We start from the raw sequence: 26,026 nt of genomic DNA on the forward strand, positions 1-26,026 counted from the left end.
CGATCACTTCGTGATGCGGACATGGGCTTGGCTCTGGCGCCGCAGGGGCTCGGTGATCCGGGTCCCGCTTCATCCAGATGGAAACCGTATCAATCCGCAAATCCACCGTCGGGGTTCAGCCCCTCCACCGCGGGCTTGGGCCGGCGCGGACGCGGGGTGGCGCTGGCGCTCGGGGCCGCGGCGGTGGCCGGGCTGACGCCCAGGCGGGTCGCCAGGGCGATGGCCCGGCCTTCCGAGATCCGGACGTGGCAGAAGCCGTGGCTGCCCTCGCGGGCGTAGTTGCGGCAGATCTGCTCGCGGTCGGAGGAGAACGCCGCCTGCTCGGTGACGATGGGCCGGACGTCCTGGCCGCGCGCGCGCTGCGTCATCACCTTGTAGTTGTCGCGCACCGCCTTGTCGGCGACGCCGCGGGCGGTGTCGAATTCGCTCGAGCGCGGGATCAGACTCGCGGCTCCCGGCCCCCACAGGCCCCCAGGCGTGGTCGCGCAATCGGCCGCCGCGAAGGTGCAGACCGGGCCGCCCGACAGCGGCGTCACCAGGACCGCGCCATCCAGCACCTCGAAGCGCAGGGGGCATTCGCCGCCCGCCACCTCGAACCGGGCGATGCCGTCGGTCCTGGCCTCGGGGGTGAGGGTGACCGGAGCGCCGTCGTTCAGGGGCACCTTGCAGGTCTCGGCCGCCTGAGAGACCTTCGTGCCCGGAAGGGTCGCGCGCACCACGATGGCGGAGCCCGAGCGTTCGAGCTTGAGGCTGCCGCCCGAGCCGTTGCGCATCAGCTCCTGGCCGAAGACGTTGTCCTCCGCCGGGACCTTGAGCATGACCGGCTTCAGGGGAGCGGGCGCGGGCCGGGGCGCATCGGTGCCGGGTTCCCCCGGCGCGCCCGCCGGTGAGGGGTCGCCGGCCGGCGCCTGGGCCGGCGGCGCGGTCGGCACCCCGCGCGGCGGCACCGGCGGCTTGGCGGCCTTGCCGATCCCGAATAGCTCCTCGAAGAACGATTGCGCCACCGCCGTCCGCGGCAGGGCGGCCAGGCCCGCGGGGACGAGGCTCGCCGGCATCAGGGCCGCCAGGAGGAGAACGCGGGTGGAACGCATCGAAACTTTCCGGCCGCCGGCCGTCGAGACTTGAAATGTCGGCGACAGACTAACACGTCGTCGGCTGGCCGAACGTGGCGTTCCCGCAACAGGTCGATCCGTCGGACGAAGACGTGGTTCGTCTTCGACTTCTACAGGATCGCCGGGGAGGCGACGCCGGAACATCGGCGGGCCGTCGTCTTGCGGCTCCGCATCCACCTTCTTATATCCGGCGGGGCGCGGGATTAAGACCCGGATCGGGCCGTTTCGGCCCTGCGATCCGGGCCCGACTCCGGTCTTACGACATTCAGTTTGCACCGCCATGGGCCGAGCTGCTCCGGGGCTCGGCGGTCTGCTTGCAGAGCATCACGAGAGGGATCCCACCATGGGTAAAGTTATCGGCATCGACTTGGGCACCACCAATTCCTGCGTGGCCGTCATGGAAGGCACGCAGCCCAAGGTCATCGAGAATGCGGAAGGCGCGCGCACCACGCCTTCCATCGTTGCCTTCACCGACGACGGCGAGCGCCTGGTCGGCCAGCCGGCCAAGCGCCAGGCGGTCACCAACCCCGAGCGCACCTTCTTCGCGATTAAGCGTCTCGTCGGTCGCACCTACGACGACCCGATGACCCAGAAGGACAAGGGCCTCGTGCCCTACACCATCGCGCGCGGCGACAACGGCGACGCCTGGGTCGAGGCCGACGGCAAGAAGTATTCGCCCTCGCAGATCTCCGCCTTCACCCTGCAGAAGATGAAGGAGACCGCCGAGGCGCATCTCGGCCAGCCGGTGACGCAGGCCGTCATCACCGTGCCCGCCTACTTCAACGACGCCCAGCGCCAGGCCACCAAGGACGCCGGCAAGATCGCCGGCCTCGAGGTGCTGCGCATCATCAACGAGCCCACCGCCGCGGCGCTGGCCTACGGCCTCGACAAGAAGAAGGCCGGCACCATCGCGGTCTACGATCTCGGCGGCGGCACCTTCGACGTCTCGATCCTCGAGATCGGTGACGGCGTGTTCGAGGTGAAGTCCACCAACGGCGACACCTTCCTCGGCGGCGAGGACTTCGACAACCGCGTGGTCGAATACCTGACCACCGAGTTCAAGCGCGAGCAGGGTATCGACCTCACCAAGGACAAGCTCGCCCTCCAGCGCCTCAAGGAGGCCGCCGAGAAGGCCAAGATCGAGCTGTCCTCGGCCACCCAGACCGAGATCAACCTGCCCTACATCACCGCCGATGCGACGGGTCCGAAGCACCTCGCGCTCAAGCTCAGCCGCGCCAAGTTCGAGAGCCTGGTCGACGACCTCGTCCAGCGCACGATCGAGCCCTGCCGCAAGGCCCTCAAGGACGCCGGCGTCTCGGCCTCCGAGATCGACGAGGTCGTGCTCGTTGGCGGCATGATCCGCATGCCCAAGATCCAGGAGGTCGTGAAGGCCTTCTTCGGCAAGGAGCCCCACAAGGGCGTCAACCCCGACGAGGTCGTGGCCATCGGCGCGGCGGTCCAGGCCGGCGTGCTCCAGGGCGACGTCAAGGACGTGCTGCTCCTCGACGTGACCCCGCTGTCGCTCGGCATCGAGACCCTGGGCGGCGTGTTCACCCGGCTCATCGACCGCAACACCACCATCCCGACGAAGAAGTCGCAGACCTTCTCGACGGCCGAGGACAACCAGAACGCGGTCACCATCCGGGTCTTCCAGGGTGAGCGCGAGATGGCGGCCGACAACAAGATGCTCGGTCAGTTCGACCTGATGGGCATTCCCCCGGCACCCCGCGGCCTGCCGCAGATCGAGGTGACCTTTGACATCGACGCCAACGGCATCGTCAACGTGACGGCCAAGGACAAGGCGACGAACAAGGAGCACCAGATCCGCATCCAGGCCTCGGGCGGCCTTTCGGATGCGGACATCGAGAAGATGGTCAAGGACGCCGAGGCCAACGCCGAGGCCGACAAGAAGCGCCGCGAAGTCGTCGAGGTGAAGAACCAGGGCGAGAGCCTGATCCATGCCACCGAGAAGTCGGTGAAGGAGTACGGCGACAAGGTCTCGGCCGAGGACAAGGCCGGGATCGAGACGGCGATGACGGCGCTGCGCACGGCCCTCGAAGGCGAGGACGTCGAGACCATTAAGGCACGCACCACCGACCTGATGCAGGCCTCGATGAAGCTCGGCGAGGCCATGTACGCGGCCAGCCAGACGCCGGAGGGCGGCCCGGAGGCCGCGGCCGGCGCCGAAGCGAAGAAGGACGACGTGATCGACGCCGACTTCTCGGAAGTCGACGACAAGGACCAGAAGAAGCGGGCGTGAGCCCACGTCCTGGCGCGGGACCGGCCGTCTGGCCGGCCCCGCTCTTCTCGATCATATCGTTGAGCGATGACGGCTTTGATCCCTGGGCTCCACGGCCCGGGGATCGGCCTGTGCGGACCTGAGGGCAGGCATGTCGAAGCGGGACTATTACGAGATTCTGGGCGTCTCCAAGACCGCGTCCGACGGCGAACTGAAGGTGGCCTTCCGCAAGCTCGCCATGGTCCACCACCCGGACCGCAACCCGGGCGACAAGGAGGCGGAGCTCAAGTTCAAGGAGCTCAACGAGGCCTACCAGTGCCTCTCCGACGGGCAGAAGCGCGCCGCCTACGACCGCTTCGGCCACGCCGCCTTCAGCCAGGGCGGCGCGCCGGGCGGCCCCGGATTCGGCAACGAGTTCGGCGACTTCATGTCGGACATCTTCGACAATTTCTTCGGCGACGGCCGGGCCGGGCCGGGTGCCGCGGCCGGGGGCGGGCGTGGCCGCGCCCAGCCGGGCCGAGAGCGCGGGGCCGACCTGCGCTACAACCTCGAGATCTCCCTGGAGGAGGCCTACGCGGGCAAGGCGGAGACGATCACGATCCCCACCGCCATCACCTGCGAGCCCTGCGGCGGCACCGGCGCCAAGCCCGGCTCGAAGCCGCGCCCCTGCACCACCTGCGGCGGCTACGGCCGGGTGCGGGCGGCACAGGGGTTCTTCGCGATCGAGCGGACCTGCCCGAACTGCCACGGACGCGGCGAGATCGTCGACGACCCCTGCGCCTCCTGTTCCGGCGCCGGTCGCGTCACCCGCGAGCGCACCCTCTCGATCAACGTGCCCGCGGGCGTCGACGACGGCCTGCGTATTCGCCTCGCCGGAGAGGGCGAGACCGGCCAGCGCGGCGGTCCGGCCGGCGACCTCTACGTGTTCCTCTCGATCAAGCCGCACACCTTCTTCCAGCGCGACGGCGCCGACCTGTTCTGCCGCGTGCCGATCTCCATGGTGACGGCGGCCCTGTCGGGCGACATCACCGTGCCGGTGATCGACGGCACCCAGACCCAGGTCCGCATCCCGGCCGGGACCCAGACCGCCAAACAGTTCCGCATCAAGGGCAAGGGCATGCCGGTGCTGCGCTCGCGCGACGTCGGCGATCTCTACATCCAGGTCTTCGTCGAAACGCCCCAGAGCCTGACCAAGCGCCAGCGCGAACTCCTCCAGGAATTCGACCAGTCGGCCTCCGATGCCACTCACCCGGAAAGCGCGGGATTCTTCTCCAAGATGCGCGATTTCCTGGGCGGTCTCGGCGGCACCGCACGCACGTGACGAGGGGCCGGATCAAATCGCCGCCTGCCACGGTTATGGCAGCGGCACCGATGCCATCGGGATGGCGCGCCGGCCCGGGCCTTGCCCGGCCGACAGCAGCTTGACTGTAGCGTGTCTTTCGTCGTCTAGCCTTTCTTTGTCGTTCGTCATGTGAGGACGTTGGGTCTTGCCGTCGCTTCGCCCTTCCGGTGCCAAATCCTCGACCGACAAGCGCTTCGCCGCGGCGCAAGCCGGCCGCGAGAAGCGCGATCCGCTGGAGGACGAGGCCCGGTTCCTCCGATCCTGGTTCGAGCGGCCCCTCGTCACCGGATCGGTGACGCCCTCGGGCAAGATGCTTGCCCGCACCATGGCGTCCTACGTCGATCCGCGCCTCGACGGCCCGGTGATCGAACTCGGTCCCGGCACCGGTCCGGTCACCGACGCCCTGGTCCGCCGCGGCGTCGCCCAGGAACGGCTCATCCTGATCGAGTACAACCCCGACTTCTGCGCGTTGCTGCGGCGGCGGTTTCCCCGCGCCACCATCGTCCAGGGCGACGCCTATGCGATCGCCGAGACGGCGGGGCCGCTCCTGGCCGGCAAGGCCGCCGCCACCGTGTCCAGCCTGCCGCTGTTCACCAAGCCCCTGGAGCAGCGCCTCGGCCTCCTCAACGCGGCGCACGATCTGATGCGGCCCGACGCGCCCTTCGTCCAGTTCACCTACGCCCTCGTGCCGCCGATCCCCAAGCGTTGCGACGCCGGCAGCTACATGGCGAGCCGGTCCAACAAGGTCTGGCTGAACCTGCCCCCCGCCCGCGTCTGGGTCTATCGCCGCCCGTGAGGGACGAAGGTTCGGACCGTCGCGGACCGAGAAACGCCCCGGACGACGCCCCGGCCTGCGTACCATCCACGCCCGTTGCCGAACGGATCCTGAAGCCGGGCATCAGCATCGGTTCAGTCGCCGCTCCCTAGGGTCCGTCGCACACACCGGGATCGTCCCGGTGAACCGACCCGATGGAGACCGGCATGGCCTTTCGTGACCTGACGACCCGATCGCAAACATGGATGCTGGCCGCCGCGATCGCGCTCGGTGTGTCCGGCGCAGCGTCCGTCGGCGCCGAGGCTGCGCCGTTGGCGCCGGCATCGGCCCTGGTTCAGGATGCGCAGCCCGACGTGGTCCCGGTTCAGTATGGTTGGGGCGGCGGACATCGCCATCACCACCACCATCGCGGCTACGGCTGGGGCGGCGGTCATCGCGGTGACGGCTGGGGCGGCCATCGCGGACGCGGCTGGGGTGGGCACCACGGCGGCTGGCGCGGCCACCATCACCACCGCGGCCACGACGGCTATGGCTACGGCCGCCGCCGCGACTACTATTGAGCGCCAGACTGTCTGAGCGGCTCTCGCGGACGGAGGGCCAGAGTAGCCTTTAGAGACGAAAACACCCGCGTCGGTTTCCCGACGCGGGTGTTTTCGTTTTCGCAGACCGGACCAGACCGGTCCGGCCGGGAATGCGTCAGCCGACGATCCCGCGCTTCTCGCGCTCGGCGGCGGTCGGCTCCGACCCGAGCAGGGTCCGTCCGGTCTCGGTGCCGAGGCCGGCGGCCGGCGCACCGGGGCGCGTCGTGCCGACGTCGTGGGAGCCCGTGCGCGTCTCGGTCAGGGTACCGCCGGTCCAACCTTCGGCCCGCCAGTTCTCCGCCCGGGTATCGAGGTCGATCGCACCGTGCTCGGACAGGAGCGCCGTGACGCGCGCGACATGGGCCTCCTCGGTCCGGACCGTGACGAGGGTGCCGCCGCGGCGCACGCCCTCGGCATAATGCTCGGCTTCCGAGTCGCTCAAGCCGGCGCCGGTCAGGGCGCCGAGCAGACCGCCGGCCGCCGCGCCGACGCCGGCACCGGTCAGGGTCGCCACCAGCCAGCCGGCCGCGACGACGGGGCCCACGCCGGGGATCGCCATCAGGCCGAGGCCCGTCAGCAGGCCCGCGCCGCCGCCCAGCACGGTGCCGAGGGTCGCGCCGGTTCCCGCCCCATCCGTGGCATCGCCCTCGTCGGCGACGGCCTTGTGGGTGGTGCCGGTGGTGTGGTTCGTGGTGCCGGGGAGACCGGAATGCCGGTCGTCGGTGTTGTTGGCGACGATGCTGATGTCGCCGTTGGGGACACCGGCCGCCTCGATGGCGTCCACCGCACGGGCGGCGGCGGCATAATCGTCGAATAGGCCTGTCAGGGTACGGGTTGCCATGGGATCAACTCTCTCTCGCTGGGGAAAAGGGGACGGCTGCCGGCGCTACTGCGCGGCGACGTTGCCCTTGAAGTCCATGCCGATGGTCACCGGCTTGCCGGCATGCTCGGCGGTGCCGCGCCAGATGCCGGCGTCGTCCTTGCGCAGATCCTTGACGGTGCCGAAGCCCATCTTGGCGAAGCGCTCCTTTACCTGGGCTTCGGTGAAGCTGTTGGCGCCCGATTCGAGCGGCTGCCCGACGCTGCCGGTGGCGGCATGGGGGGCGCCGTCCTTGGTCGCCGGGGTCGCGGCCGGCGCCGTCATGGGCTTGATCTCTGCGGGCTTGGTCTCTGCGGGCTTGGTCTCCATCGGCTTGGCATCGGGTGCCTGTGCGAAGGCGGCCCCGGTGGTGATGAGAAAAGCGGCAGTGAGAAGGGACAAGCGCATGGAAAGCTCCTCGGATCGATGCAGGTTGCTGTCTGTTCAAGCAGTTCGGAGGAGTCTTGGTTCCTTGTCCGGCCCCGCCGGGGGCGGCTCGGAGGGCGGCCGTTAACGGTCCGCTAACCCTGAACCCGGCAAATCTTGCCGGGTCCGAATCCCGCGCAGCGCGGGTGCCGGATCCTCAGGAGCCACGATGAGCGAAGCGGCACCCCCCGCCCGGGTCGGCGAGTTCACCCGCCTGGCGATGCCGACGCGCGAGAACCTTAACGCCTTCTCCAAGCGCACCGACCTGTTCTTCGCCACCGCGGTGATGGGCATCCTGACGGTGCTGATCTTCCCGCTGCCGGCGTTCCTGCTCGACCTGCTCCTGGCGGTCTCGATCATCATTTCTGTGCTGATCATGATGACCGGCCTGTTCATCGACAACCCGCTCGAGTTCACGGTCTTCCCGACGCTGCTGCTGGTGGCGACCCTGCTCAGGCTCGCTCTCAACCTCGCTTCGACGCGGCTCATCCTCGGGCACGGCCACGAGGGCACGGCGGCGGCCGGCCACGTCATCGAGGCGTTCGGCAACTTCGTGATGGGGGGCAACTTCGTCATCGGGATCATCGTGTTCGCGATCCTGATCATCGTGAACTTCGTCGTCATCACGAAGGGCTCGGGCCGCATCGCCGAGGTCGCCGCCCGCTTCACCCTCGACGCCATGCCCGGCAAGCAGATGGCCATCGACGCCGACCTCTCGGCCGGGCTCATCGACGAGAAGGTCGCCAAGTCCCGCCGCGCCGCCCTGGAAGAGGAATCCTCGTTCTTCGGCGCCATGGACGGTGCCTCGAAGTTCGTGCGCGGAGACGCGGTGGCCGCGCTGCTCATCACCTTCATCAACGTCATCGGCGGCATCATCATCGGCGTCGCCCAGCAGGGCATGCCGTTCATGCAGGCGGCCAAGACCTATACCCTGCTCACCATCGGCGACGGGCTCGCCAGCCAGGTGCCCGCGCTCATCGTCTCCACCGCGGCCGGCATCCTCGTCTCGAAGGCGGGCGTGAAGGGCTCGGCCGACAAGGCGCTCGGCAAGCAGCTCGCCAACTACCCCAAGGCGCTCGGCATGTCGGCCGGCGTCATGGTGCTGATCGCGCTCCTGCCGGGCATGCCGATGCTGCCGTTCCTGGGGCTCGCCGGCGCCTCGGGCTACGCCGCCTGGAAGATCGCCAAGGTCGCCCGCGAGGCGCCGCCGCTGGACGCCGACGGCGCGCCGATGGATGCGGGCGCGGTGGCCGCCGCCCAGGCCGCCAAGGAGGAGACGGTCACCGACCTCCTCAAGCTCGACGACCTCAAGCTGGAGATGGGCTACGCCCTGCTGGCCATGGTCAACGGTCCCGAGGGCCAAGACCGGCTGACGGACCAGATCAAAGCCTTGCGCCGCCAGCTCGCCGGCGAACTCGGCTTCGTGATGCCCTCGGTCCGCATCCTCGACAACGTCCAGCTCGACGCCAACGCCTACGTGGTGCGCGTCAAGGAGATCGAGGCCGGCACCGGCCAGATCTTCCCCGGCCAGTTCATGGCGATGGACCCGATGGGCGGCCAGGTGCAGCTCCCCGGCCAGCACATGCTGGAGCCCACCTTCGGCCTGCCCGCCACCTGGATCGACGCATCCCTGCGCGATCAGGCCCAGATGAAGGGCTACACCGTGGTGGATGCCGCCACCGTGGTCTCGACGCATCTGACCGAGATCATCAAGGCGCACGTCTCGGAACTCCTTAACCACGTCGAGGTGCAGAAGCTGCTGCGCGAACTCTCGAAGGACCACGCCGACCTCCTGAAGGAGGTGGTGCCGAGCCAGATCGGCACGACGGGGATCCAGCGGGTGCTGCAGTTCCTGCTCGCCGAGCGGGTCTCGATCCGCGATCTCGGCGCCATCGTCGAGGGAATCGCCGAGGTGTCGGGCAGCGTGAAGAACCCGCGCGACATCGTCGAGCACGTCCGTGCGCGGCTGGGCCGCCAGATCTGCGCGCAGTACCAGGACGGGCAGGGGACGCTGCCGATCATCACCCTGTCGCCGGCCTGGGAGCAGGCCTTTCTCGACGCCATCGCCGGGGAGCGCGACGAGCGCTACCTCGCGATGCAGCCGTCGAAGCTCACCGAGTTCGTCAACACCGTGCGCGACCGCTTCGAGACGGCCGCGCGCATGGGCGAGATGCCGGTCCTCGTCACCTCGGTGCAGGCGAGGCCCTTCGTGCGCTCGATCATCGAGCGTTTCCGCCGCGAGACCGCCGTGCTGAGCCAGGCCGAGATCCACCCGCGGGCACGGTTGCGGACGGTGGGATCGGTCTGAGCGAGCGCCGGACCACAGGTCGCATCAGGAGTTCGCTAACCCTGATGCAGGGTTCGGTTCGCAACCCTGGCTCGCTAAGGTGTCGCTGGGTAATCGACGTGTCGGAGTCACCCGACGTTAGTGTTTCGCGGCGCCTGATGGTCGACAGCGGGCCAGGGTGGTCGACGGGGCACGTGTTCGATGTTCTTGCGGGACGAGAAAGGTGCCGTGATCATGATCCTGGCGCTGGCTCTGCCGGCGTTGATCTTCGGCGTTGGCGGTGTGGTCGAGACGTCCCGCGGAATTGCTTACCGGCAGCGCCTGGCGAGCGCGGTCGAACTGTCGTGCACGCAGGGGCAGGCGTTCGTGAACGGACACAAGCGGCTCGACGTGACGAGCGCGAACGGCACCAAGACCTACGATTCCGATCTCGAGCGGATCAAGAACAACAACTTCGCCGCCAAGGCGATGGAGGACGTCGCCCCGGCGGCGCGCGCCACGAGCACCGACACCAACATCAACGTCACGGCGACCGGCGTCATGCCGCTGATCTTCAGCGGCGCCTTCGGCCAGGCCTCCATGAGCTTCACCGTCGCGCGGGACTGCGCGGTCAATTCGACGGCGGTCGCCTTCGCCGATCGCAACCCCTCGACCCTGCTGATCTCCGAATCCTTCGAGCAGCCCTCCCACACGGTCGCTCCCAACAGCTGGACCGTTCTCAAGAACGCGAGCAGCGAGTGGAACGGCTGGAAGGTCCAGAATGCCGGCATCGAGATCAACGGCCTGCGCGAACTGGCCAGCAACTCGATCCGCTTCGGCGATTTCTTCGCCGAGCTCGACAGCGACTGCAAGACGTCCGTCAACGCGGGCGTGAGCAACTGCCGCACGAACTCGGCGATGTCGCGCCTTCTCAGGCTCACGACAGGATCGTACCAGGTCCGATACTGGTATATCGCGCGTGAGCGCGATGCATCGCGTCCGGGTCAGGTGATCTGCGGCAAGACGAGCAGCGATGTCTCCTACTATCAGGTCAACGGCCAGACCAACCGGATCGAGTTGTTCGTCGAGAAGGAGGGCGACTACACCTTCAACGCCAACAACATGGTCGACGTCTGCGTGCAGGCCGACAAATGGGTCGAGCGGGTGATCGATTTCACGGTGCCCGTGGAGGCGAACTACAAGATCACCTGGCGCGCGGCCGGCAAGGAAGATTCGTTCGGGGGGCTGATCGACTACCTCCGGATCTGCAAGAACGGCTGCCCCGGCTGAGGTCCTGTCCGATGTGTGGGGATCGGCGCGGGGATGTGGCGATGCAGGAGGCGGGAGACGCCGCGATGTCCCGTAGGGGTTCGATCCGGAACCGGCTGTCCGCGGCGGCCTTCGCGCGCTGCGAGAAGGGGATCGCCGCCCTGGAACTGGGGCTCGTCGCCATGCCGCTGACGATGCTGCTCGTGGGCATCCTCCAGCTCGTCGTGTTCCAGTACACCCAGAGCCTCCTGAGCAACGGCCTCTACGACAGCGCGGCAAGGCCCCCCGCTTCCGTGCTGGCGAGCGACCAGTCCCTCTTCAAGGGCGACCTGTGCGACAGGATCGTCATCATGGCGCGCGCGAGCTGCGTCGCGACGGTCGTCGTCGAGATGGCGCGGCTCGACTCCGTCGCGACGACGGCGACGCCGATCACCGGCACGACCTTCTCCTCGGGCACGAGCCAGCAGGCGATCGTGCTGCGCGCCGCGCTGCCGGTGACGCAGTTCGTCCCGTTCATTCCGGTGATGACCGCCAAGTCGTCCGTGGTGTTCAGGAAGCCATGAGCGTCTCACCTGCGCCGGCTCACCCGTTGTCCCGCCTGCTGCGGTCGTTCGGCCGGGAGACCGGCGGCGCGGTGGTGATCGAGTTCGCGATGACCGCCACCATTCTCCTCGGGCTGCTGGCCATGGTCGTCGACCTCAGCATGATGGCCGGGATCAGCCGCGACGTCGAACGGTCCTCGACGCAGATCGCGTCGCTGCTGGCCAGCTGCCCCTCGGGAGATTGCGCCACGAAGACGATCGATTGGTATTACGACCGCAAGGTCAACGCCCTCGTGCAATACCCGCAGGCCAAGGTGACCCTGATCCAGGCCAAAAAGGTCGGCGGCACCATGCTGCCCTGCACCGGGAGGGTGACCTTCATCGATCCCTCGGTGGCGGCCAAGGCGTCGCCGGTGTTCGCCGAGAACGACGAGGGTTTCATCGTGGTGGTGGAGGTCGCCTACCTCGCCTTCGTCCCCTACACGGGGGCGCTGATGACGCTGTCGACGGCCACCGTCGAGAACGTCACCGGCAAGGGCGCCGTCTTCACCTCGCAGACCTCGGCGGTGCGGACCTCCACCGGCTCGGCGAGCTGCTGAAGCCCGGCCTTCGTCCCGAGATGCGAGCGCCGCCGCCTCAGACCATTTCCAGTTGATCACTTCGTGATGTGGAAATGGGCTTCGCTCAGGCGCCGCGCGGGCTCGGTGATACGGTTCCCGCTTGATCCAAGCGGAAACCGTATCAGACCGGCGTCTTGCGGATGCGTGCGTCGATCGCCTTCGGATCGAGGCCCGGCGCGGTCAGCGGCGGGGCGGGTGCCGTCTCCACGGCGGGGTCGCCCTTGATGGCCTTGGCCAGGCGATTGCGCTCGTAGAGCAGCACGACGACGACGGAGATCAGGAACGGGATCCAGAAGTAGAACAGCCGGAACACCAGGAGGGCGGCGATGATCGACGGGCGCGCCACGTCCGGCATCGCCACCACGAAGACCAGCTCGAACACCCCGAGGCCGCCGGGCGCGTTCGACACCAGGGCCGCCGAGAACGAGGCGAGGAACACCGCCAGCACCACGAGGAAGCCCGGATTCCCGGCCTCCGGCAGGGCGAAGTAGATGATGCCGGCGGCCCCCAGCAGCTCCAGGGGCGCGGCGACGATCTGGCGAGCCATGATCTGCGGGCGCGGGTATTCGAGCTTGAACGACCGGATGGTCATGGGCTTGAGGCGCAGGAGCGAGCCGATGACGTAGAGGGCGACGAAACCGAGCAGGCCCGCGCCGAGGATGCGGGCGGTGGCCGGGTCGGTCAGCATCGACGGCATGTAGCCGTTGAGGCGCGTGAGGGTGTCGGGCAGGGCCACGAGCACGAGGCCGCCGAGCAGGATCGTGCCGAGGCCGAAGGTGAAGGAGCACAGGGCCACCAGCACCGCGACCTGGGCCGCCGACAGGCCCTTGGCGGTATAGGCCCGGTAGCGCACCACCGCGCCGGAGAACACCGAGGCGCCGATGTTGTGGGAGAGGGCGTAGGTGGTGAACGAGCAGACCGAGACGAAGAACCACGAGATGTGGCGCACGCCCAGATGCAGCAGGGCGATGCGGTCGTACCAGGCCAGCGCCGCATAGGCGACGAGGGTCGCGAGCCCGGCCAGCAGGAAGCGGTGGACCGGGATCTCGGCGAAGCTGCTCTTGATCTCGGCCACCGAGATGCCGGCGAGCTCGCGATAGAGCAGGTAGCCCGAGACGACGACGGCGGCGAGGCCGACGATTGGCCAGATGAAATCGCTGATCTTCTTCATGATCGACAGGTCGAGCCCCCTCACGCGGGCCCTCCCTGCACGACCGTGCCCGGCATCGCAAGCACGACCGGGAGCGGGCGAACCTCGGGAGAAAGCCGGCACGCCCCGGCTGATGTCACGCGATCATGACGCTTTCGTGCCAGCCCGGCCCGTGCGGCGGGCTGGCGCCGGCGTCAGGCGCGGATGCGCGACAGGCCGATCCCGTCCATGGCGGCCTGGTCGCGGATCGCCTCGGCGGCGCGTTCGGCGCTGCGCTCGCGGTCGTCGAGGATCTCGACCTTCTTGAGGTCCTCGAACGCCTCGCCGAGCTCGGCCTTGGCCTCGGCGAGCTGCCCTTCGAGGGCGGCGGCCGACTGGCGCATGTTGTCGCGGCGGCCCGCGGCGGCGCGGGCGTAGGTCGGGTAGGCGAAATGCGTGACGTCGGAGATGCCGGCCCGGCTTTCCTCATGGGCGACCTCGCGGTCGAGCTCCAGCGCCATGCGGTTGAAGTCGGCCATCATCATCTCGATCTGGGTCACGCGGCGACGTTTCTCGTCCACCTGGAAGCGGCGGAGCCGGATCAGCGTGTCTCGCGATTTCATGGTGACCGTTCCACTGTTACGCAACTCGGCCGAGCGACGCCGGGGCGTCCTCGGTACGGCTCGCGCCGAGCGCGGGCGGGTCCGTCATGGACCGCCCACGATCTCCGCCAGCCGCAGGTAACCATCCCCGATCGAAGTTGCTTCTTCCTTACCCTGACCCAGAAAAGCCTCCATTGCCGGCATCAGGCCGATCGCCTCGTCCACTTCGGGCGAGGCGCCCGAGCGATAGGCGCCGAGGCGAATCAGTTCCTCCATGTCGGCATAGGTGGATAAGAGCCGCCTGGCGCGCCGCACGGTGGGCAGATGGGCCGGGTCGCAGGCCTTCGGCATGGTGCGCGACACCGACCGCAGCACGTTGATGGCCGGATAGCGCCCGCGCTCGGCGATGCCCCGCTCCATCACGATGTGCCCGTCGAGGATGCCGCGCACCGCATCCGCCACCGGCTCGTTGTGGTCGTCGCCCTCCACGAGCACCGTGAACAGGCCCGAGATCGCCCCTGCCCCGACGCCAGGGCCGGCCCGTTCGAGCAGGCGCGGCAGCTCGCTGAAGACGGTGGGGGTGTAGCCCTTGGCGGTGGGCGGCTCCCCGGCGGCCAGGCCGATGTCGCGCTGGGCCATGGCGAAGCGCGTGATCGAATCGATCATGCACAGCACCTGCTTGCCCTGGTCGCGAAAGTACTCGGCGACCGCCAGGGTGACGTAGGCCGCGTTGCGCCGCATCAGGGCCGGCTCGTCGGAGGTGGCCACCACCACCACCGAGCGGGCGAGGCCGGAAGGGCCGAGATCGTCCTGCAGGAACTCCTGCACCTCGCGCCCGCGCTCGCCCACGAGGCCTATCACCGCCACGTCGGCGGCGGTGTAGCGGGCGAGCATCGACAGCAGCACCGACTTGCCGACGCCCGAACCCGCGAAGATGCCCATGCGCTGGCCCGCGCACATGGTCAGGAAGGTGTTGATGCAGCGGATGCCGAGATCCAGCGGCGGCCCGACGCGCTTGCGGGCGTGCGCGGGCGGCGGATCCGCCCGCAGGGGATAGATCGCCGGGCCGTGGACGAGGGGGCCGAGCCCGTCGATCGGCCGGCCGAGGGCATCGATCGTGCGGCCGAGCCAGGCCGTCGAGGGCCGGATCGCGCCCGCCGCTTCGTCGCGGACGATGGCCGGGCAGCCGCGGCGCACGCCCTCCAGCGAGCCGAACGGCATCGCCAGCGCCCGGTCGCCCTGGAACCCGATGATCTCGCAGGGCACGCTCGCCGCGCCGCCGGCGCCTTCCACGCTGATGTCGAGCCGCCCGCCCAGGCGCATCGCCGAGACCGGGCCCGCCACCTCCACGAGCAGCCCGCGGATGGCCACCACCCGGCCGTAGGTCTCGAGGGGTGCGATCGCGTCGAGCGCCCTCATCGCCGCCGACAATCCGAGCCGGCCGGCACCGCGATCCGCCATCGTTTCCTCCGCCGCCATCGTTTCCTCCGCCGCCGACGGCTCCGCCGCGCCCCGTCGCGCAATCTTGTGCGAGGCTGGCAACGGTTCGTTTACCTCCCTCCTTAACACTGCCCTCATCGCGACGGCAGCGGTGGACGGGTCCTTCGACGAGGCTCGCCATCGCGGTCGTCGGATTGGTACGACCACCGTGGCCTTCCGGTGACGTGCCACGTGAAACGCTTTCGATAACAGACGCCTCGGTGCTTTTTCTCGGCCCGGCTGTCGGTTCTTTTCAGGTCTTGGATCGGAACAGACCGACAACGGATCGACGAACGGATGGCCGGCCCCGAATTCAGGGCTTGCCACGGAGAATCAGGTTTTGTTAACGATTAACGATTAGCGTTTGACGTCCAGGACGAGGGAACGTCCGCCACGGGCCGGTGGCGGGCGAACAGCGGGGGCTTGCCCAGACGCTGAGCACGGCCGGCTGTGCTGGGGACCGACGATGCGGGTACTTCTGATCGAGGACGACAGCGCAACCGCGCAGAGCATCGAGTTGATGCTCAAGTCCGAGAACTTCAATACTTATACGACGGACCTTGGCGAGGAGGGCATCGACCTCGGCAAGCTCTATGACTACGACATCATCCTGCTCGACCTGAACCTGCCCGACATGTCGGGCTACGAGGTGCTGAGAAACCTGCGCGTCGCCAAGGTCAAGACGCCGATCCTGATCCTCTCCGGCATGGCCGGCATCGAGGACAAGGTGAAGGGCCTCGGCTTCGGGGCCGACGACTACCTCACCAAGCCCTTCCACAAGGACGAGCTCGTCGCGCGCATCCATGCCATCGTGCGCCGCTCGAAGGGCCACGCCCAGTCGGTGATCACCACGGGCGACCTCGTGGTCAACCTCGACCAGAAGACCGTGGAGGTCGCGGGCTCCCGCGTCCATCTCACCGGCAAGGAGTACCAGATGCTGGAACTCCTCTCCCTGCGGAAGGGCACGACCCTGACCAAGGAGATGTTCCTGAACCATCTCTACGGTGGCATGGACGAGCCGGAACTCAAGATCATCGACGTGTTCATCTGCAAGCTGCGCAAGAAGCTCGCTAATGCCTCGTCGGGCAAGAACTACATCGAGACCGTCTGGGGGCGCGGCTACGTCCTGCGCGAGCCGATGGACGGCGAGGAGCGCATCGCGGTCTGATCCCGGCCCCAAGGCCAGTCGGACCGATCAACGGCCCCGCTTCGGCGGGGCCTTTTTTGTGCCCTCATCCCATTTCCGGTTGATCACTTCGTGATGGGGACATGGGCTTCGCTCCGGCGCCGCGCAGGCTCGGTGATACCGCTCCCGCTTGAGCCAAGTGGAAACGGTATCATCCGCAGGGCCGCCGGCACCTCCGTGCGCGACGGCTCGCGACGCCTGCCGCCTTTGCCGGCGGATCCGTTCGGCCTTTCCTGGGACGCCTGGAGCGTGATCCTGGGAAACCCGGGCGAGCGCCGCGTCCGCGGCTCGATACGACCGGCCTGTCGTACCAAAGAAAAAAGCGGGCCCACCGCACCGGTGGCCCGCTTCCTTAGAGTCCAAACGACACGATCCGCCGCGCCGGGCAACCCGTGCCGCAGGGCGGCACGGGGGTGAGGGCCAGAGGCCCCCGCCTCGCTTCAGGCGGCGCCGGGGCCGGAGCCGGCCGCGGGTCCGATCGCCGGAGCGGTCGGGGCGAACGGCGAGCCGCCGGGGCGACGGGGAGCACCGGCGCCGAAACGGGGCTTGGGCTTGGGAGCCGCGATCAGGCCTTCGCGGATCGCGGTCTTGCGCGCCTGCTTGCGGGCCCGGCGCACCGCCTCGGCCTTCTCGCGCGCCTTGCGCACGGACGGCTTCTCGTAGGCCTTGCGCTGCTTCATTTCCCGGAAGATGCCTTCACGCTGCATCTTCTTCTTCAGGACGCGGAGAGCCTGATCGACGTTGTTGTCGCGAACGAGTACCTGCAACGGTCTAGATCCTCTAGGACGGTGATGGTTTTGGAGCGATGATGGTCTTGGACGAACCGGCGCCGGCCCCGAGCCCCTCGCGGGAAAACTGAAAAAACGCCCCTTGCCCGGAATAGCCCGGGAGGGACGCCCGTCAGACACACTCGAATCGACGCAGAAACTGCACTTGGGGCAGGCTCATACACCAAGGCGGGACACATTCCAACAGCCGGCCGAACGGGTTGGGCCCGGCGGGTGCCGCCTGTGGCTCAATTGTGCGACTGGATGAAGTTGCGCACCAGCGGATAGGTCTGGTTCTCCCACTTGCGGCCAGAGAACACGCCGTAGTGGCCGACGCCGGCCTGGAGGTGGTGGCTCTTCATGTGCGGCGCCAGGCCGGTACAGAGGTCGTGCGCCGCCATGGTCTGGCCGACGGCGCAGATGTCGTCGCGCTCGCCCTCGACGGTCATCAGGGCGGTCTTGCGGATGCTGCGCATGTCCATGGGGTTGCCGCGGTACGTCAGCTCGTTCTTGGCCAGGGTGTACTCCTGGAACACGGTCTTGACGGTCTCGAGATAGAACGCCGCGTCGAGGTCGAGCACGGCGAAATACTCGTCGTAGAACGTCTCGATCCCGTTGGCCTTGTCGGTCTCGTCGTTGGCGATGTGCCAGAACAGGTCGGCGTGCTGCTGGATGTGGCGCTTGGCGTTCATCGAGAGGAACGCCGAGACCTGCATGAAGCCCGGGTAGACGCGGCGACCGGCGCCGGCATGGCGCGAGGGCACCGTGGCGATCAGGTTCTTCTCGAACCACGCCAGCGGCTTCGAGGTAGCGAGCTTGTTCACCGAGGTCGGGCTGATCCGGCAATCCACCGGGCCGGCCATCAGGGTCATGCTGCGCGGGTGGGCGGCGTTGCGCGACTGGGCCATCACGGCGGCGGCCACGAGGGTCTGCACCGCGGGCTGGCACACGGCCACGATATGGGCGCCGTCCCCCATCGCCTCGAGGAACTGGACGAGGTGGTCGACATAGTCGTCGAACCCGAAGGTGCCCGCCGAAAGCGGCACGTCGCGGGCGTTGTGCCAGTCGGTGATATAGACGTCGTGGTCGGGCAGCATCGTCTTGACGGTGCCGCGCAGGAGCGTCGCGAAATGGCCCGAGAGCGGCGCCACCACGAGAACGCGGGGCTGCACGCTGTCGATGTCCTTCCGGAACCGGAGCAGGGTGCCGAAGGGCGTCACCAGCACCGCCTCCTCGGTCACCGGCACCTGGCGGTTGCCCACCGTCACCGCGTCGATGCCGTAGGCGGGGCGCGCGAAGGTGAGGCCGGCGCGCATCATCATGCGGGCGCTGGCGGTGAACCAGTTCAGCGGTTCGCGGTAGCCCGCGCTCCGCCACGGGGCCAGGGCCTCGTTGACCATCCGCCCCCAGGTGCGGGTCTGCTTGGCGATGTCCGACTGGACCTCGAAGGCATCGTACAGCATGGCGCCGGGACCTCTACGCGAACGATCGGACGCCGAAACATCCGCCCTGACCGGGCAGGAAAGCTCATACCGTTCGTTCAGCCGTCCCATGACGGCAGGCTGGGCCACTCCGGAACGGAAGGCAACGGGGGCGAAATACGATCCCGCCGTGTTGTGGTGCCCCTGCATCAGGTAAGGTCCGTGCCGGCCCATCCGTCCGGGGCCGGCGCCCGGTCTGCAATGCCCGTGCCGGCCGCGCGACGCATTCGTCCCGGATGCCGCCGATACGGCACGAGTCTTGGATCGCCGAGATCCGGTCCCGGATCGCCGAGTCCCGGATCGCATTGCCGTACCCAACGGACCACCTTCGAGGAAACGCCGATGTCAGCCGCGACGCTCACGATTTCGAGCCGCAACTATTCGTCGTGGTCGCTGCGCGGCTGGCTGATCTGCAAGATGTCGGGGCTCGCGTTCGAGACCGAGCTCCTGACGGGGACCGACGCGTCCACCCGCGCCGAGCTGCTGCACCTGTCGCCGTCCTTCCTGGTGCCGCGGCTGCAGCACGGGAGCGTGGCGGTGTGGGATACCCTGTCCATCGCGCAGTACCTCCACGAGATCCTGCCCGGGTCGGGCCTGCTGCCCGAGGACATCGCCGCACGCGCCCATTGCCGCTCCATCTCCGGCGAGATGCACGGCGGCTTCATCAACCTGCGTTCGGCGCTGCCGATGAACCTCAAGGCCCGGCACGCCGACTTCAAGGTCTTCAACGGTGCCGCGGGCGACATCGACCGCATCGTGACGATCGTCGAGGATTGCCTGGCCCGCTACGACGGTGCCTACCTCTTCGGCGAGGCCCCGACGCTGGCCGACGCCATGTACGCCCCGGTCTGCACCCGCTTCCAGACCTACGACGTCCCGCTGCCGCCCCGGATCGCGGACTACCGCGACCGCATCCTCGCCTGGCCGCTGATGGCGGAATGGGCCGAGCAGGCCCTGGCCGAACCCGAGGACATCGACGAACTCGACATGGAGTTCTGAGTAGAAAACCGCTGTCCGAGCGCGCATCGAACCCAAAGGATGCACGCTCGGGTTTCATTCGCTAGGGCCCGCGACATCGGCGGCCACCGATACGGTTCCCGCTTGGATAAGGCGGGACCCGTATCACCGAGCCCGCGCGGCGCCCGGGCGACGCCGAAATCCGCGGGGCGAAGCCATCGAGCGGATGTCGTACGAGACCCGTCACGCCCGTCCGGCGGTGAGGGAGAGCATCGCCGGGTCGATCCCGTTCGAGCGCAGCGTCCGCTCGTATTTCGCGTCGAGCGCCGTGTGGAAGATCAGGTCCGGATCGGCCGGGCAGGTCAGCCAGCCGTTGGCCATGATCTCGGTCTCGAGCTGGCCCGGCTGCCAGCCGGCGTAGCCGAGCGCCAGCACCGCGTTGGCCGGCCCGTCGCCGGTGGCGATGGCCCGCAGGATCTCCACGGTGGCGGTGAGGCAGATGCCGTCGTCGATGATCAGGGTCGACTGGGCGATGTGGAAATCGTCGCTGTGCAGCACGAAGCCGCGCTTGGCGTCGACCGGACCGCCCATCAGCACCGGCATGTGGCCGATCCGCTCGCGCAGGCGGATCGCGTCGTCCTCGGTGGCGATGTCGAGCTGCACCAGCAGGTCGGGCATGTTGAGGTCGTCCACCGCCTTGTTGAGGATGATGCCCATCGCCCCGTCGGCGGAATGCGCGCACAGGTAGATCACCGAGCGCGCGAAGCGTTCGTCCAGCAGCCCGGGCATGGCCACGAGGAACTGTCCGTCGAGGTAGCCGGAGGACTCGGTGGCGGTGGTTGGGGTCTGCATGGCGCGATGCTAGCGGTCCGGCCCGCGTTGTCCAGCGCGCAATGTGCAGCGCACCAGACGGCGAGGCGCCCGAGGTCGAGGCGCCCAAGATCGAGGCTCAAGCTCGACACTGCCGAGCCTTCCGCGCTAGACGAACGGCATCCCCATGCGGCGACCGCCGCCGGCCCTGAAAGACCTGAGGAAACACGCGATGACCATCGAGGTTGGCCAGCACCTGCCGCAGGTGACCTTCCGGGTGAACGGACCCGACGGGCCCGTGGCCAAGACCACCGACGACCTGTTCAAGGGCCGCCGCGTCGTCCTCGTCGGCGTGCCCGGAGCCTTCACCCCGAGCTGCCACCGCAACCACCTGCCCGGCTTCGTCGCCAAGCTCGACGAGATCAAGGGCCGGGGCGTCGACGCCGTGGCGGTGACCTCGGTCAACGACGTGTTCGTGCTCGACGCCTGGCAGAAGGCCAGCGGCGCCGAGGGCATCGACTTCCTGGCCGACGGCAATGCCGAATTCGCCAAGGCGACCGGCCTCGACATGGACGGCACCGGCTTCGGCCTCGGGCCGCGCTCGAAGCGCTATTCCATGCTGGTCGACGACGGCGTCGTGCGCGTCCTCAACCTCGAGGAAGTCCCGGTCAAGACCGAGATCTCGGGCGCCGAAGCGCTGCTCAAGGTCATCTGAGCGGGATCGGCGGACGCGTTCGCACGTCCGCCGCCCGTCTTGGGGACCCGCTCGGCGTGATCCGTCGGCGGATACCGGCGAGACGCGACGTCAAAACAGGGTGGCGCAGGCGCCCGTCCCCGCCTCACGTCTCGACGAGGCCGGTGCTGGCGCCCGAGGCTTCCGAATCGCCCCGGCCGTGCGGCAGGCCGAGGTATTCGGCCGAGCGCATCTCGATGAGGCGCGACACCGTGCGGTCGAACTCGAAGGCCTCGCGGCCCTCGGTGGCGGTGTAGAGAGCCTGCGCCTCGGCCGCCGCCGACGCCACGAGCTTCACGTGGCCGTCGTAGAGGGTGTCGACGAGGGTGATGAAGCGCTTGGCCTCGTTGCGGTTGTCCGGCCCCATCACCGGGATGTCGGAGACGATGAGCGTGTGGAAGGTGTGGGCCAGCGCCATGTAGTCCGACGCGCCCAGCGGTGTCGCGCAGAGGTCGGCGAAGGTGAAGCGGGCGACGCCGGCGGCCTCCTCGGGTACCGCCACCTGTCGGCCCTTGACGCGGATCGTGGCCGGGCGGCCCCGGGCCTTGCCGGTGAGGCTGCGGAAGGCGAGGTCGAGGGCGGCGCCGGCGGCTTCGTCGGCCGGCACGTGGTAGACCGAGGCGCCGCCGAGTTTCTCCAGGCGGAAGTCGGTGCGGCTGTCGAGGCGCAACACCGACACGCGGGTCTTGAGTTCGGCCACGAAGGGCAGGAACAGGGCGCGGTTGAGGCCGCCCTCGTAGAGCCGGTCGGGCTCGACGTTGGATGTCGCCACCACCGTGACGCCGTGCCGGAACAGGGCCGCGAACAGCCGCCCGAGCAGCATCGCATCGGCGATATCGGTGACCGTGAACTCGTCGAAGCACAGCAGCGCCGCCTCGCCGGCCAGGGCCTCGGCCACCACCGGGATCGGGTCGTCGCCCTTGGCGGTGCCGGCCTTGAGGGCCTGGCGGTGGGCGTGGATGCGCTCGTGCGCATCGGCGAGGAAGCCGTGGAAATGCACCCGGCGCTTGGTGCCTGAGGCCGCCTCGTAGAACAGGTCCATCAGCATGGTCTTGCCGCGGCCCACCGATCCCCAGATGTAGAGCCCCTTGGGCGGCCCGTCGGCATCGTCGCGGCGGCCGAACAGCCAGCCGAGCGCGCTGCCCTTCTTGGCGCGCCGGCGCCGCTCCAGCACCTGCAGAAGGTCGTCGAGGGCCGTGACGAGGCGCACCTGCGCGGCATCGCGCTCGATGACGCCCGAGGCGACGAGGGCGGAATAGCGCGCCGCCACCGGCCCGGCGGGGGGCGCGTCGGCGCCGGTATGGCGGGGCGGGACACTCACGGCGGACGACCTCGCGGGTGCGCGGGATGGGCGACGACGACGGGTCGACCGGCTTCGCTCTGCCGCGACACTCCGCCGGGATCAACCCCGGCCAGCGACACCGCGCCCTGGTCGTCAGGGCATCGACCCGCCTCTGCCCGGAGCGTAAGCTCCACGCCATCGAGGCTCCGCGGCCGTCACGTCGCGACCGGCGGCCCCGAGCGCACAGGAGGTCACGCCATGGTCCGATCCGTTCGCCTCGTGCTGGCCGGTTGCGCCGTCCTCGGCTCCCCCTCCCCGATCGCGGCCCAGGGGCGCCCGGCCACCACCGCGATGGCCTGCGCCGCCGCGAGGGATTTCGTCGCGCGGGCCGGCGCCGTCGTGATGACCACCGGACCCATCACCTATGCGCGACTCGTGCGCGACGGCGGCTTCTGCCCGCTGCCGGAAGGGCCCAAGCCGGCGTTCGAGCGCACCCTCGACGATCCGCAATGCTTCGTCGGCTACACCTGCCAGGACAAGTTCAACGAAGGCATCGGCCGCGACTGACGCCATTTCCGATTGATCACTTCGTGATGCGGAAATGAGCTTCGCTCAGGCGCCGTCCGGGCTCGGTGATGCGGTTCCCGCTTGATTCAAGCGGAAACGATATCACACCGTCCGAGGTCGGGTTTCGCCCGCCTACGGTCAAGCTGCCATCTTGAGGCCCCGTCGCTCGCGCATGTCCGAGGCCGTCAGTACGGCTCCGCTTCGAGCCGTCGAGAGGGACAGGCAGATGGCGTCCATCGGCGAGGCAGCCCCCATCGTCCGCAGCGAGGCGGGCGAAGCGGGACAGGGTACGTCGGCCGAAGTCGTGCGGCTCGAGCGATCGGTGGCGTTCGCCCTCGACCTCATCGCGACGGCACGGCACGAGCGCGACGCCGCCCCGGTGCAGGCGGCCCGGCGCAATCTCGCCGCAGTCTACGGCCTGACGCGCCTGAGACGCCGACAGGAGCAGAGCGACGCCCGGCCGCGGGCCTCGGCCTGAGCGACCCGCGCCCGACCCCGTCCGATCAGGCCGATCGGCGGGCGGACGAGGTGGCGCGCAGCGGTCGGGTCGCGAGCCAGATCGTGTGGCGGGCGCCGCCACCCTTGCCGTTGGCCCTTACGCCGACTTCCTCCACCGCAAAGCCGATCCGGCGCAGACGCTGCGTGAACGATCCGTCCGGGGCCGCCGACCACACCGCCAGGACGCCGCCGGGGCGCAAAGCGGCCAGGGCCGCCGCCAGGCCCTCGCCGTCGTACAGCCGGTCGTTGGCCGGTCGCGTCAGGCCGTCGGGCCCGTTGTCGACGTCGAGCAGGATGGCGTCGTAGGCGAGCGGGCGCTCGCGGATCACCCGGGCGACGTCGTCCTGGCGGAGGCGGACGCGGGGATCGTCGGGACCGGGGCCGCAGATCGCCGCCAGCGGTCCCCGGGCCCAGGACACCACCTGCGGCACCAGTTCGGCGACCACCACCTCCGCATCGGGCCTCAGGGCGACGAGGGCGGCGGCCAGGGTGAACCCCATGCCGAGCCCGCCGACGAGGAGCCGCGCGCCGGCCCTGGCGCCGATGCGGGCGCAGGCGAGGTCTGCCAGCGCCTCCTCCGAACCGCTGAGGCGGCTGTTCATGAGTTCGTTGTGGCCGAGCTGGATCGAGAACTCCGATCCGCGCTGCAGCAGGCGCAGCACCTCGGTGCTCCCGGGGATCGCGGCCGTATCCAGAAGCACCCAGGGTTTCACGTGAAATCCTCTGGCGAGCCGGCCCTCCCGTCACCGGAAGGGCCGGGCGGCGAGGTTAGAACAGCCCTTCGATCTGGCCGTTGGCGTCGAGGTGGATGCCCTCCGACGCCGGGACCTTCGGCAGGCCCGGCATCGTCATGATCTCACCGCAGATCACCACGACGAAGCCGGCACCGGCCGAGAGCCGCACGTCGCGCACCGCGATGGTGTGGCCGGTGGGAGCCCCCATCAGCGCCGGATCGGTGGAGAACGAGTACTGGGTCTTGGCCATGCACACCGGCAGGTTGCCGTAGCCCTCCTTCTCGAACTGGGCGAGCTTGGTGGCGGCCTTGGCGTCGATGGAGATCCCTTGCGCCCCGTAGAGCTTGGTGGCGATGGTGCGGACCTTGTCGGCGAGCTTGGTCTCGACCTCGTAGGCGAAGGTCAGGGGCTTCTGCTCGCCCTCGGCCAGCTTGACCACCGCATGGGCCAGTTCCTCTGCACCGGCACCACCGTCCGCCCAATGCTTGCAGGTGATCGCCTCGACCTGGAGCCTGTCGCGGCAGAGCTCCTTGAGCTTGGCGTGCTCGGCGTCGGTGTCGGCGAAGAAGTGGTTGACACCCACCACCACCGGCAGGCCGAAGCCGCGCACGTTCTCGACGTGGCGGGCGAGGTTCGCGAACCCCTTCTCCAGGGCCTCGAGGTTCTCGCCCGAAAGATCCTTCTTGCCGACGCCGCCGTGCATCTTGAGGGCGCGCACGGTGGCGACGATCACCACCGCCGAGGGCTTGAGGCCCGCCTGGCGGCACTTGATGTCGATGAACTTCTCCGCGCCGAGATCGGCGCCGAAGCCGGCCTCCGTCACCACGTAGTCGCCGAGCTTGAGCCCGGCGCGGGTGGCGATCACCGAGTTGCAGCCGTGGGCGATGTTGGCGAAGGGGCCGCCGTGGATGAGCGCGGGGTTGCCCTCCAGGGTCTGGACGAGGTTGGGCTGGAGCGCGTCCTTGAGGAGCACGGTCATCGCGCCCGTGGCCTTGACGTCCTTCAGGGTCACCGGCTTGCGGTCGCGGGTCTCGGCGATGACGATGCGGCCGAGACGCGCCTCGAGGTCGTCGAGATCCTTGGCGAGGCAGAACACCGCCATGACCTCCGAGGCGACGGTGATGTCGAACCCGTCCTCGCGCGGGAAGCCGTTGGCGACGCCGCCCAGGCTCGAGGTGATCGCGCGCAGCGAGCGGTCGTTCATGTCGACCACCCGGCGCCAGGCGATGCGGCGGACGTCGATGTTGAGCTCGTTGGCCCAGTAGACGTGGTTGTCGATCAGCGCGGCCGCGAGGCTGTGGGCCGAGGTGATGGCGTGGAAGTCGCCGGTGAAGTGCAGGTTGATCTGCTCCATCGGCACCACCTGCGACTTGCCGCCGCCGGCCGCCCCGCCCTTCATGCCGAAGCAGGGGCCGAGCGAGGGCTCGCGCAGGCAGGCCACGGTCTTCTTGCCGATGCGGTTGAGGCCGTCGCTGAGGCCCACCGTGGTGGTGGTCTTGCCCTCGCCGGCCGGCGTCGGGCTGATGGCGGTGACCAGGACGAGCTTGCCCTCGGGCTTGCCTTCCAGCGACTTGATGAAGCCGTGGTCGATCTTGGCGATGCTGCGGCCGTAGTTGTGAAGGGCCTCGTCGGGGATGCCGATCCGGGCTGCCACTTCGGCGATGGGCTTGAGGGTCGCCGCGCGGGCGATCTCGATGTCTGAGGGCATGCTTCTCTCCCGGGTTCCGTCCCCGCCGGCGTTGAGCCGTGCGGCCGTCTTGGCGATGTGTC

General features: G+C 68.9%; 25 protein-coding genes. 13 read left to right on the forward strand and 12 right to left on the reverse strand.

What is annotated here, in order from left to right; genetic code table 11:
- Positions 1-89: 89 nt before the first annotated feature.
- Positions 90-1,091 (reverse strand): hypothetical protein, encoded by a 1,002-nt coding sequence (locus tag ASG40_RS14750; RefSeq protein ID WP_055887173.1) that lies wholly within the window; start codon positions 1,089-1,091, stop codon positions 90-92.
- Positions 1,092-1,455: 364 nt separating this feature from the next.
- On the opposite strand from ASG40_RS14750, the gene dnaK reads away from it, so the two are divergent.
- From dnaK to ASG40_RS20710, 4 genes are all read left to right on the forward strand, one after another.
- A complete protein-coding gene (dnaK, locus tag ASG40_RS14755; protein WP_055887176.1) occupies positions 1,456-3,372 on the forward strand; it encodes a molecular chaperone DnaK in 1,917 nt (638 codons plus the stop codon).
- A gap of 130 nt (positions 3,373-3,502) precedes the next feature.
- Positions 3,503-4,672, forward strand: a complete 1,170-nt coding sequence (gene dnaJ, locus ASG40_RS14760; RefSeq protein WP_055887179.1) for a molecular chaperone DnaJ — start codon at positions 3,503-3,505, stop codon at positions 4,670-4,672.
- 166 nt (positions 4,673-4,838) lie between these two features.
- Positions 4,839-5,489, forward strand: coding sequence for a class I SAM-dependent methyltransferase (locus tag ASG40_RS14765; protein ID WP_055887182.1), 651 nt, complete (start codon positions 4,839-4,841; stop codon positions 5,487-5,489).
- A gap of 185 nt (positions 5,490-5,674) precedes the next feature.
- Positions 5,675-6,028: a hypothetical protein gene (locus tag ASG40_RS20710; RefSeq protein WP_156387736.1), complete on the forward strand. Its 354-nt coding sequence runs from the start codon at positions 5,675-5,677 to the stop codon at positions 6,026-6,028.
- 136 nt (positions 6,029-6,164) lie between these two features.
- Here the strand turns inward: ASG40_RS20710 and ASG40_RS14775 are convergent, their stop codons facing one another.
- Together ASG40_RS14775 and ASG40_RS21525 are read right to left on the reverse strand one after the other, a co-directional pair.
- On the reverse strand, positions 6,165-6,890 hold the full coding sequence (locus tag ASG40_RS14775; RefSeq protein WP_244472302.1) for a hypothetical protein: 726 nt from the start codon (positions 6,888-6,890) through the stop codon (positions 6,165-6,167).
- A gap of 45 nt (positions 6,891-6,935) precedes the next feature.
- The gene (locus ASG40_RS21525; protein WP_055887188.1) at positions 6,936-7,316 is read right to left on the reverse strand and encodes a hypothetical protein; all 381 of its coding nucleotides are present in this window, start codon (positions 7,314-7,316) and stop codon (positions 6,936-6,938) included.
- 187 nt (positions 7,317-7,503) lie between these two features.
- Here ASG40_RS21525 and flhA point away from each other — a divergent pair, with 187 nt between their 5' ends.
- From flhA to ASG40_RS14800, 4 genes are all read left to right on the forward strand, one after another.
- A complete protein-coding gene (gene flhA, locus ASG40_RS14785; protein ID WP_055887197.1) occupies positions 7,504-9,642 on the forward strand; it encodes a flagellar biosynthesis protein FlhA in 2,139 nt (712 codons plus the stop codon).
- Between the two features lie 207 nt (positions 9,643-9,849).
- Entirely contained in the window at positions 9,850-10,890 is a 1,041-nt protein-coding gene (locus ASG40_RS21535; protein ID WP_210168795.1) for a hypothetical protein, read from the forward strand.
- 65 nt (positions 10,891-10,955) lie between these two features.
- Positions 10,956-11,432, forward strand: coding sequence for a TadE/TadG family type IV pilus assembly protein (locus tag ASG40_RS14795; RefSeq protein WP_162243323.1), 477 nt, complete (start codon positions 10,956-10,958; stop codon positions 11,430-11,432).
- The gene (locus tag ASG40_RS14800; RefSeq protein ID WP_156387739.1) at positions 11,429-12,010 is read left to right on the forward strand and encodes a TadE/TadG family type IV pilus assembly protein; all 582 of its coding nucleotides are present in this window, start codon (positions 11,429-11,431) and stop codon (positions 12,008-12,010) included. Before ASG40_RS14795 ends, ASG40_RS14800 begins: the two co-directional genes overlap by 4 nt.
- A 142-nt stretch (positions 12,011-12,152) precedes the next feature.
- Here the strand turns inward: ASG40_RS14800 and ASG40_RS14805 are convergent, their stop codons facing one another.
- From ASG40_RS14805 to fliI, 3 genes are all read right to left on the reverse strand, one after another.
- A complete protein-coding gene (locus ASG40_RS14805; protein ID WP_055887465.1) occupies positions 12,153-13,202 on the reverse strand; it encodes a lysylphosphatidylglycerol synthase domain-containing protein in 1,050 nt (349 codons plus the stop codon).
- A 173-nt stretch (positions 13,203-13,375) separates the two neighbouring features.
- Positions 13,376-13,783, reverse strand: a complete 408-nt coding sequence (fliJ, locus tag ASG40_RS14810; protein WP_055887208.1) for a flagellar export protein FliJ — start codon at positions 13,781-13,783, stop codon at positions 13,376-13,378.
- An 84-nt stretch (positions 13,784-13,867) separates the two neighbouring features.
- Entirely contained in the window at positions 13,868-15,223 is a 1,356-nt protein-coding gene (fliI, locus tag ASG40_RS14815; RefSeq protein WP_055887210.1) for a flagellar protein export ATPase FliI, read from the reverse strand.
- 484 nt (positions 15,224-15,707) lie between these two features.
- On the opposite strand from fliI, the gene ctrA reads away from it, so the two are divergent.
- Positions 15,708-16,409: a response regulator transcription factor CtrA gene (gene ctrA / locus ASG40_RS14820; protein WP_055887213.1), complete on the forward strand. Its 702-nt coding sequence runs from the start codon at positions 15,708-15,710 to the stop codon at positions 16,407-16,409.
- A gap of 458 nt (positions 16,410-16,867) precedes the next feature.
- Here ctrA and rpsU read toward each other — a convergent pair whose 3' ends face one another.
- A complete protein-coding gene (gene rpsU / locus ASG40_RS14825) occupies positions 16,868-17,194 on the reverse strand; it encodes a 30S ribosomal protein S21 (RefSeq protein WP_055887215.1) in 327 nt (108 codons plus the stop codon).
- A 248-nt stretch (positions 17,195-17,442) separates the two neighbouring features.
- Positions 17,443-18,657, reverse strand: coding sequence for a polyhydroxyalkanoate depolymerase (locus tag ASG40_RS14830; RefSeq protein ID WP_055887218.1), 1,215 nt, complete (start codon positions 18,655-18,657; stop codon positions 17,443-17,445).
- Between the two features lie 360 nt (positions 18,658-19,017).
- Here ASG40_RS14830 and ASG40_RS14835 point away from each other — a divergent pair, with 360 nt between their 5' ends.
- Positions 19,018-19,674 (forward strand): glutathione S-transferase family protein, encoded by a 657-nt coding sequence (locus ASG40_RS14835; protein WP_055887221.1) that lies wholly within the window; start codon positions 19,018-19,020, stop codon positions 19,672-19,674.
- A gap of 201 nt (positions 19,675-19,875) precedes the next feature.
- Here ASG40_RS14835 and ASG40_RS14840 read toward each other — a convergent pair whose 3' ends face one another.
- Positions 19,876-20,484, reverse strand: coding sequence for a YqgE/AlgH family protein (locus tag ASG40_RS14840; RefSeq protein WP_055887231.1), 609 nt, complete (start codon positions 20,482-20,484; stop codon positions 19,876-19,878).
- Positions 20,485-20,674: 190 nt separating this feature from the next.
- On the opposite strand from ASG40_RS14840, the gene ASG40_RS14845 reads away from it, so the two are divergent.
- Positions 20,675-21,157: a peroxiredoxin gene (locus tag ASG40_RS14845; protein ID WP_055887233.1), complete on the forward strand. Its 483-nt coding sequence runs from the start codon at positions 20,675-20,677 to the stop codon at positions 21,155-21,157.
- A 124-nt stretch (positions 21,158-21,281) separates the two neighbouring features.
- Here the strand turns inward: ASG40_RS14845 and zapE are convergent, their stop codons facing one another.
- Complete coding sequence (zapE, locus tag ASG40_RS14850) at positions 21,282-22,496, reverse strand: cell division protein ZapE (RefSeq protein WP_082494420.1); 1,215 nt, start codon at positions 22,494-22,496, stop codon at positions 21,282-21,284.
- A 219-nt stretch (positions 22,497-22,715) separates the two neighbouring features.
- Between zapE and ASG40_RS14855 the strand changes: the two genes are divergently transcribed.
- Positions 22,716-23,024, forward strand: coding sequence for a hypothetical protein (locus ASG40_RS14855; RefSeq protein WP_055887238.1), 309 nt, complete (start codon positions 22,716-22,718; stop codon positions 23,022-23,024).
- 226 nt (positions 23,025-23,250) lie between these two features.
- Positions 23,251-23,502 (forward strand): hypothetical protein, encoded by a 252-nt coding sequence (locus ASG40_RS14860; protein WP_055887241.1) that lies wholly within the window; start codon positions 23,251-23,253, stop codon positions 23,500-23,502.
- Positions 23,503-23,527: 25 nt separating this feature from the next.
- Here ASG40_RS14860 and ASG40_RS14865 read toward each other — a convergent pair whose 3' ends face one another.
- Together ASG40_RS14865 and ASG40_RS14870 are read right to left on the reverse strand one after the other, a co-directional pair.
- Entirely contained in the window at positions 23,528-24,235 is a 708-nt protein-coding gene (locus ASG40_RS14865) for a spermidine synthase (protein WP_055887244.1), read from the reverse strand.
- Between the two features lie 55 nt (positions 24,236-24,290).
- The gene (locus tag ASG40_RS14870) at positions 24,291-25,964 is read right to left on the reverse strand and encodes a formate--tetrahydrofolate ligase (protein WP_055887247.1); all 1,674 of its coding nucleotides are present in this window, start codon (positions 25,962-25,964) and stop codon (positions 24,291-24,293) included.
- Between the last annotated feature and the right edge of the window lie 62 nt (positions 25,965-26,026).

The sequence above is a fragment of the Methylobacterium sp. Leaf399 genome (assembly GCF_001424525.1).
In the GTDB taxonomy this organism is placed as follows: Bacteria; Pseudomonadota; Alphaproteobacteria; order Rhizobiales; family Beijerinckiaceae; genus Methylobacterium.

Excerpts from the sequence above, each read along its gene's own strand:
- ASG40_RS14805 (WP_055887465.1), bottom strand. The coding sequence starts at position 13,202 with ATGAAGAAGATCAGCGATTTCATCTGGCCAATCGTCGGCCTCGCCGCC.
- ASG40_RS14860 (WP_055887241.1), top strand. The coding sequence starts at position 23,251 with ATGGCGTCCATCGGCGAGGCAGCCCCCATCGTCCGCAGCGAGGCGGGC.
- ASG40_RS21525 (WP_055887188.1), bottom strand. The coding sequence starts at position 7,316 with ATGCGCTTGTCCCTTCTCACTGCCGCTTTTCTCATCACCACCGGGGCC.
- ASG40_RS14835 (WP_055887221.1), top strand. The coding sequence starts at position 19,018 with ATGTCAGCCGCGACGCTCACGATTTCGAGCCGCAACTATTCGTCGTGG.
- ASG40_RS14775 (WP_244472302.1), bottom strand. The coding sequence starts at position 6,890 with ATGGCAACCCGTACCCTGACAGGCCTATTCGACGATTATGCCGCCGCC.
- ASG40_RS14800 (WP_156387739.1), top strand. The coding sequence starts at position 11,429 with ATGAGCGTCTCACCTGCGCCGGCTCACCCGTTGTCCCGCCTGCTGCGG.
- fliI (WP_055887210.1), bottom strand. The coding sequence starts at position 15,223 with ATGGCGGATCGCGGTGCCGGCCGGCTCGGATTGTCGGCGGCGATGAGG.
- flhA (WP_055887197.1), top strand. The coding sequence starts at position 7,504 with ATGAGCGAAGCGGCACCCCCCGCCCGGGTCGGCGAGTTCACCCGCCTG.
- ASG40_RS14845 (WP_055887233.1), top strand. The coding sequence starts at position 20,675 with ATGACCATCGAGGTTGGCCAGCACCTGCCGCAGGTGACCTTCCGGGTG.
- ctrA (WP_055887213.1), top strand. The coding sequence starts at position 15,708 with ATGCGGGTACTTCTGATCGAGGACGACAGCGCAACCGCGCAGAGCATC.
- ASG40_RS14830 (WP_055887218.1), bottom strand. The coding sequence starts at position 18,657 with ATGCTGTACGATGCCTTCGAGGTCCAGTCGGACATCGCCAAGCAGACC.
- ASG40_RS14795 (WP_162243323.1), top strand. The coding sequence starts at position 10,956 with ATGTCCCGTAGGGGTTCGATCCGGAACCGGCTGTCCGCGGCGGCCTTC.
- dnaJ (WP_055887179.1), top strand. The coding sequence starts at position 3,503 with ATGTCGAAGCGGGACTATTACGAGATTCTGGGCGTCTCCAAGACCGCG.
- ASG40_RS14840 (WP_055887231.1), bottom strand. The coding sequence starts at position 20,484 with ATGCAGACCCCAACCACCGCCACCGAGTCCTCCGGCTACCTCGACGGA.
- fliJ (WP_055887208.1), bottom strand. The coding sequence starts at position 13,783 with ATGAAATCGCGAGACACGCTGATCCGGCTCCGCCGCTTCCAGGTGGAC.
- ASG40_RS20710 (WP_156387736.1), top strand. The coding sequence starts at position 5,675 with ATGGCCTTTCGTGACCTGACGACCCGATCGCAAACATGGATGCTGGCC.
- dnaK (WP_055887176.1), top strand. The coding sequence starts at position 1,456 with ATGGGTAAAGTTATCGGCATCGACTTGGGCACCACCAATTCCTGCGTG.
- ASG40_RS14870 (WP_055887247.1), bottom strand. The coding sequence starts at position 25,964 with ATGCCCTCAGACATCGAGATCGCCCGCGCGGCGACCCTCAAGCCCATC.
- ASG40_RS14750 (WP_055887173.1), bottom strand. The coding sequence starts at position 1,091 with ATGCGTTCCACCCGCGTTCTCCTCCTGGCGGCCCTGATGCCGGCGAGC.
- ASG40_RS14855 (WP_055887238.1), top strand. The coding sequence starts at position 22,716 with ATGGTCCGATCCGTTCGCCTCGTGCTGGCCGGTTGCGCCGTCCTCGGC.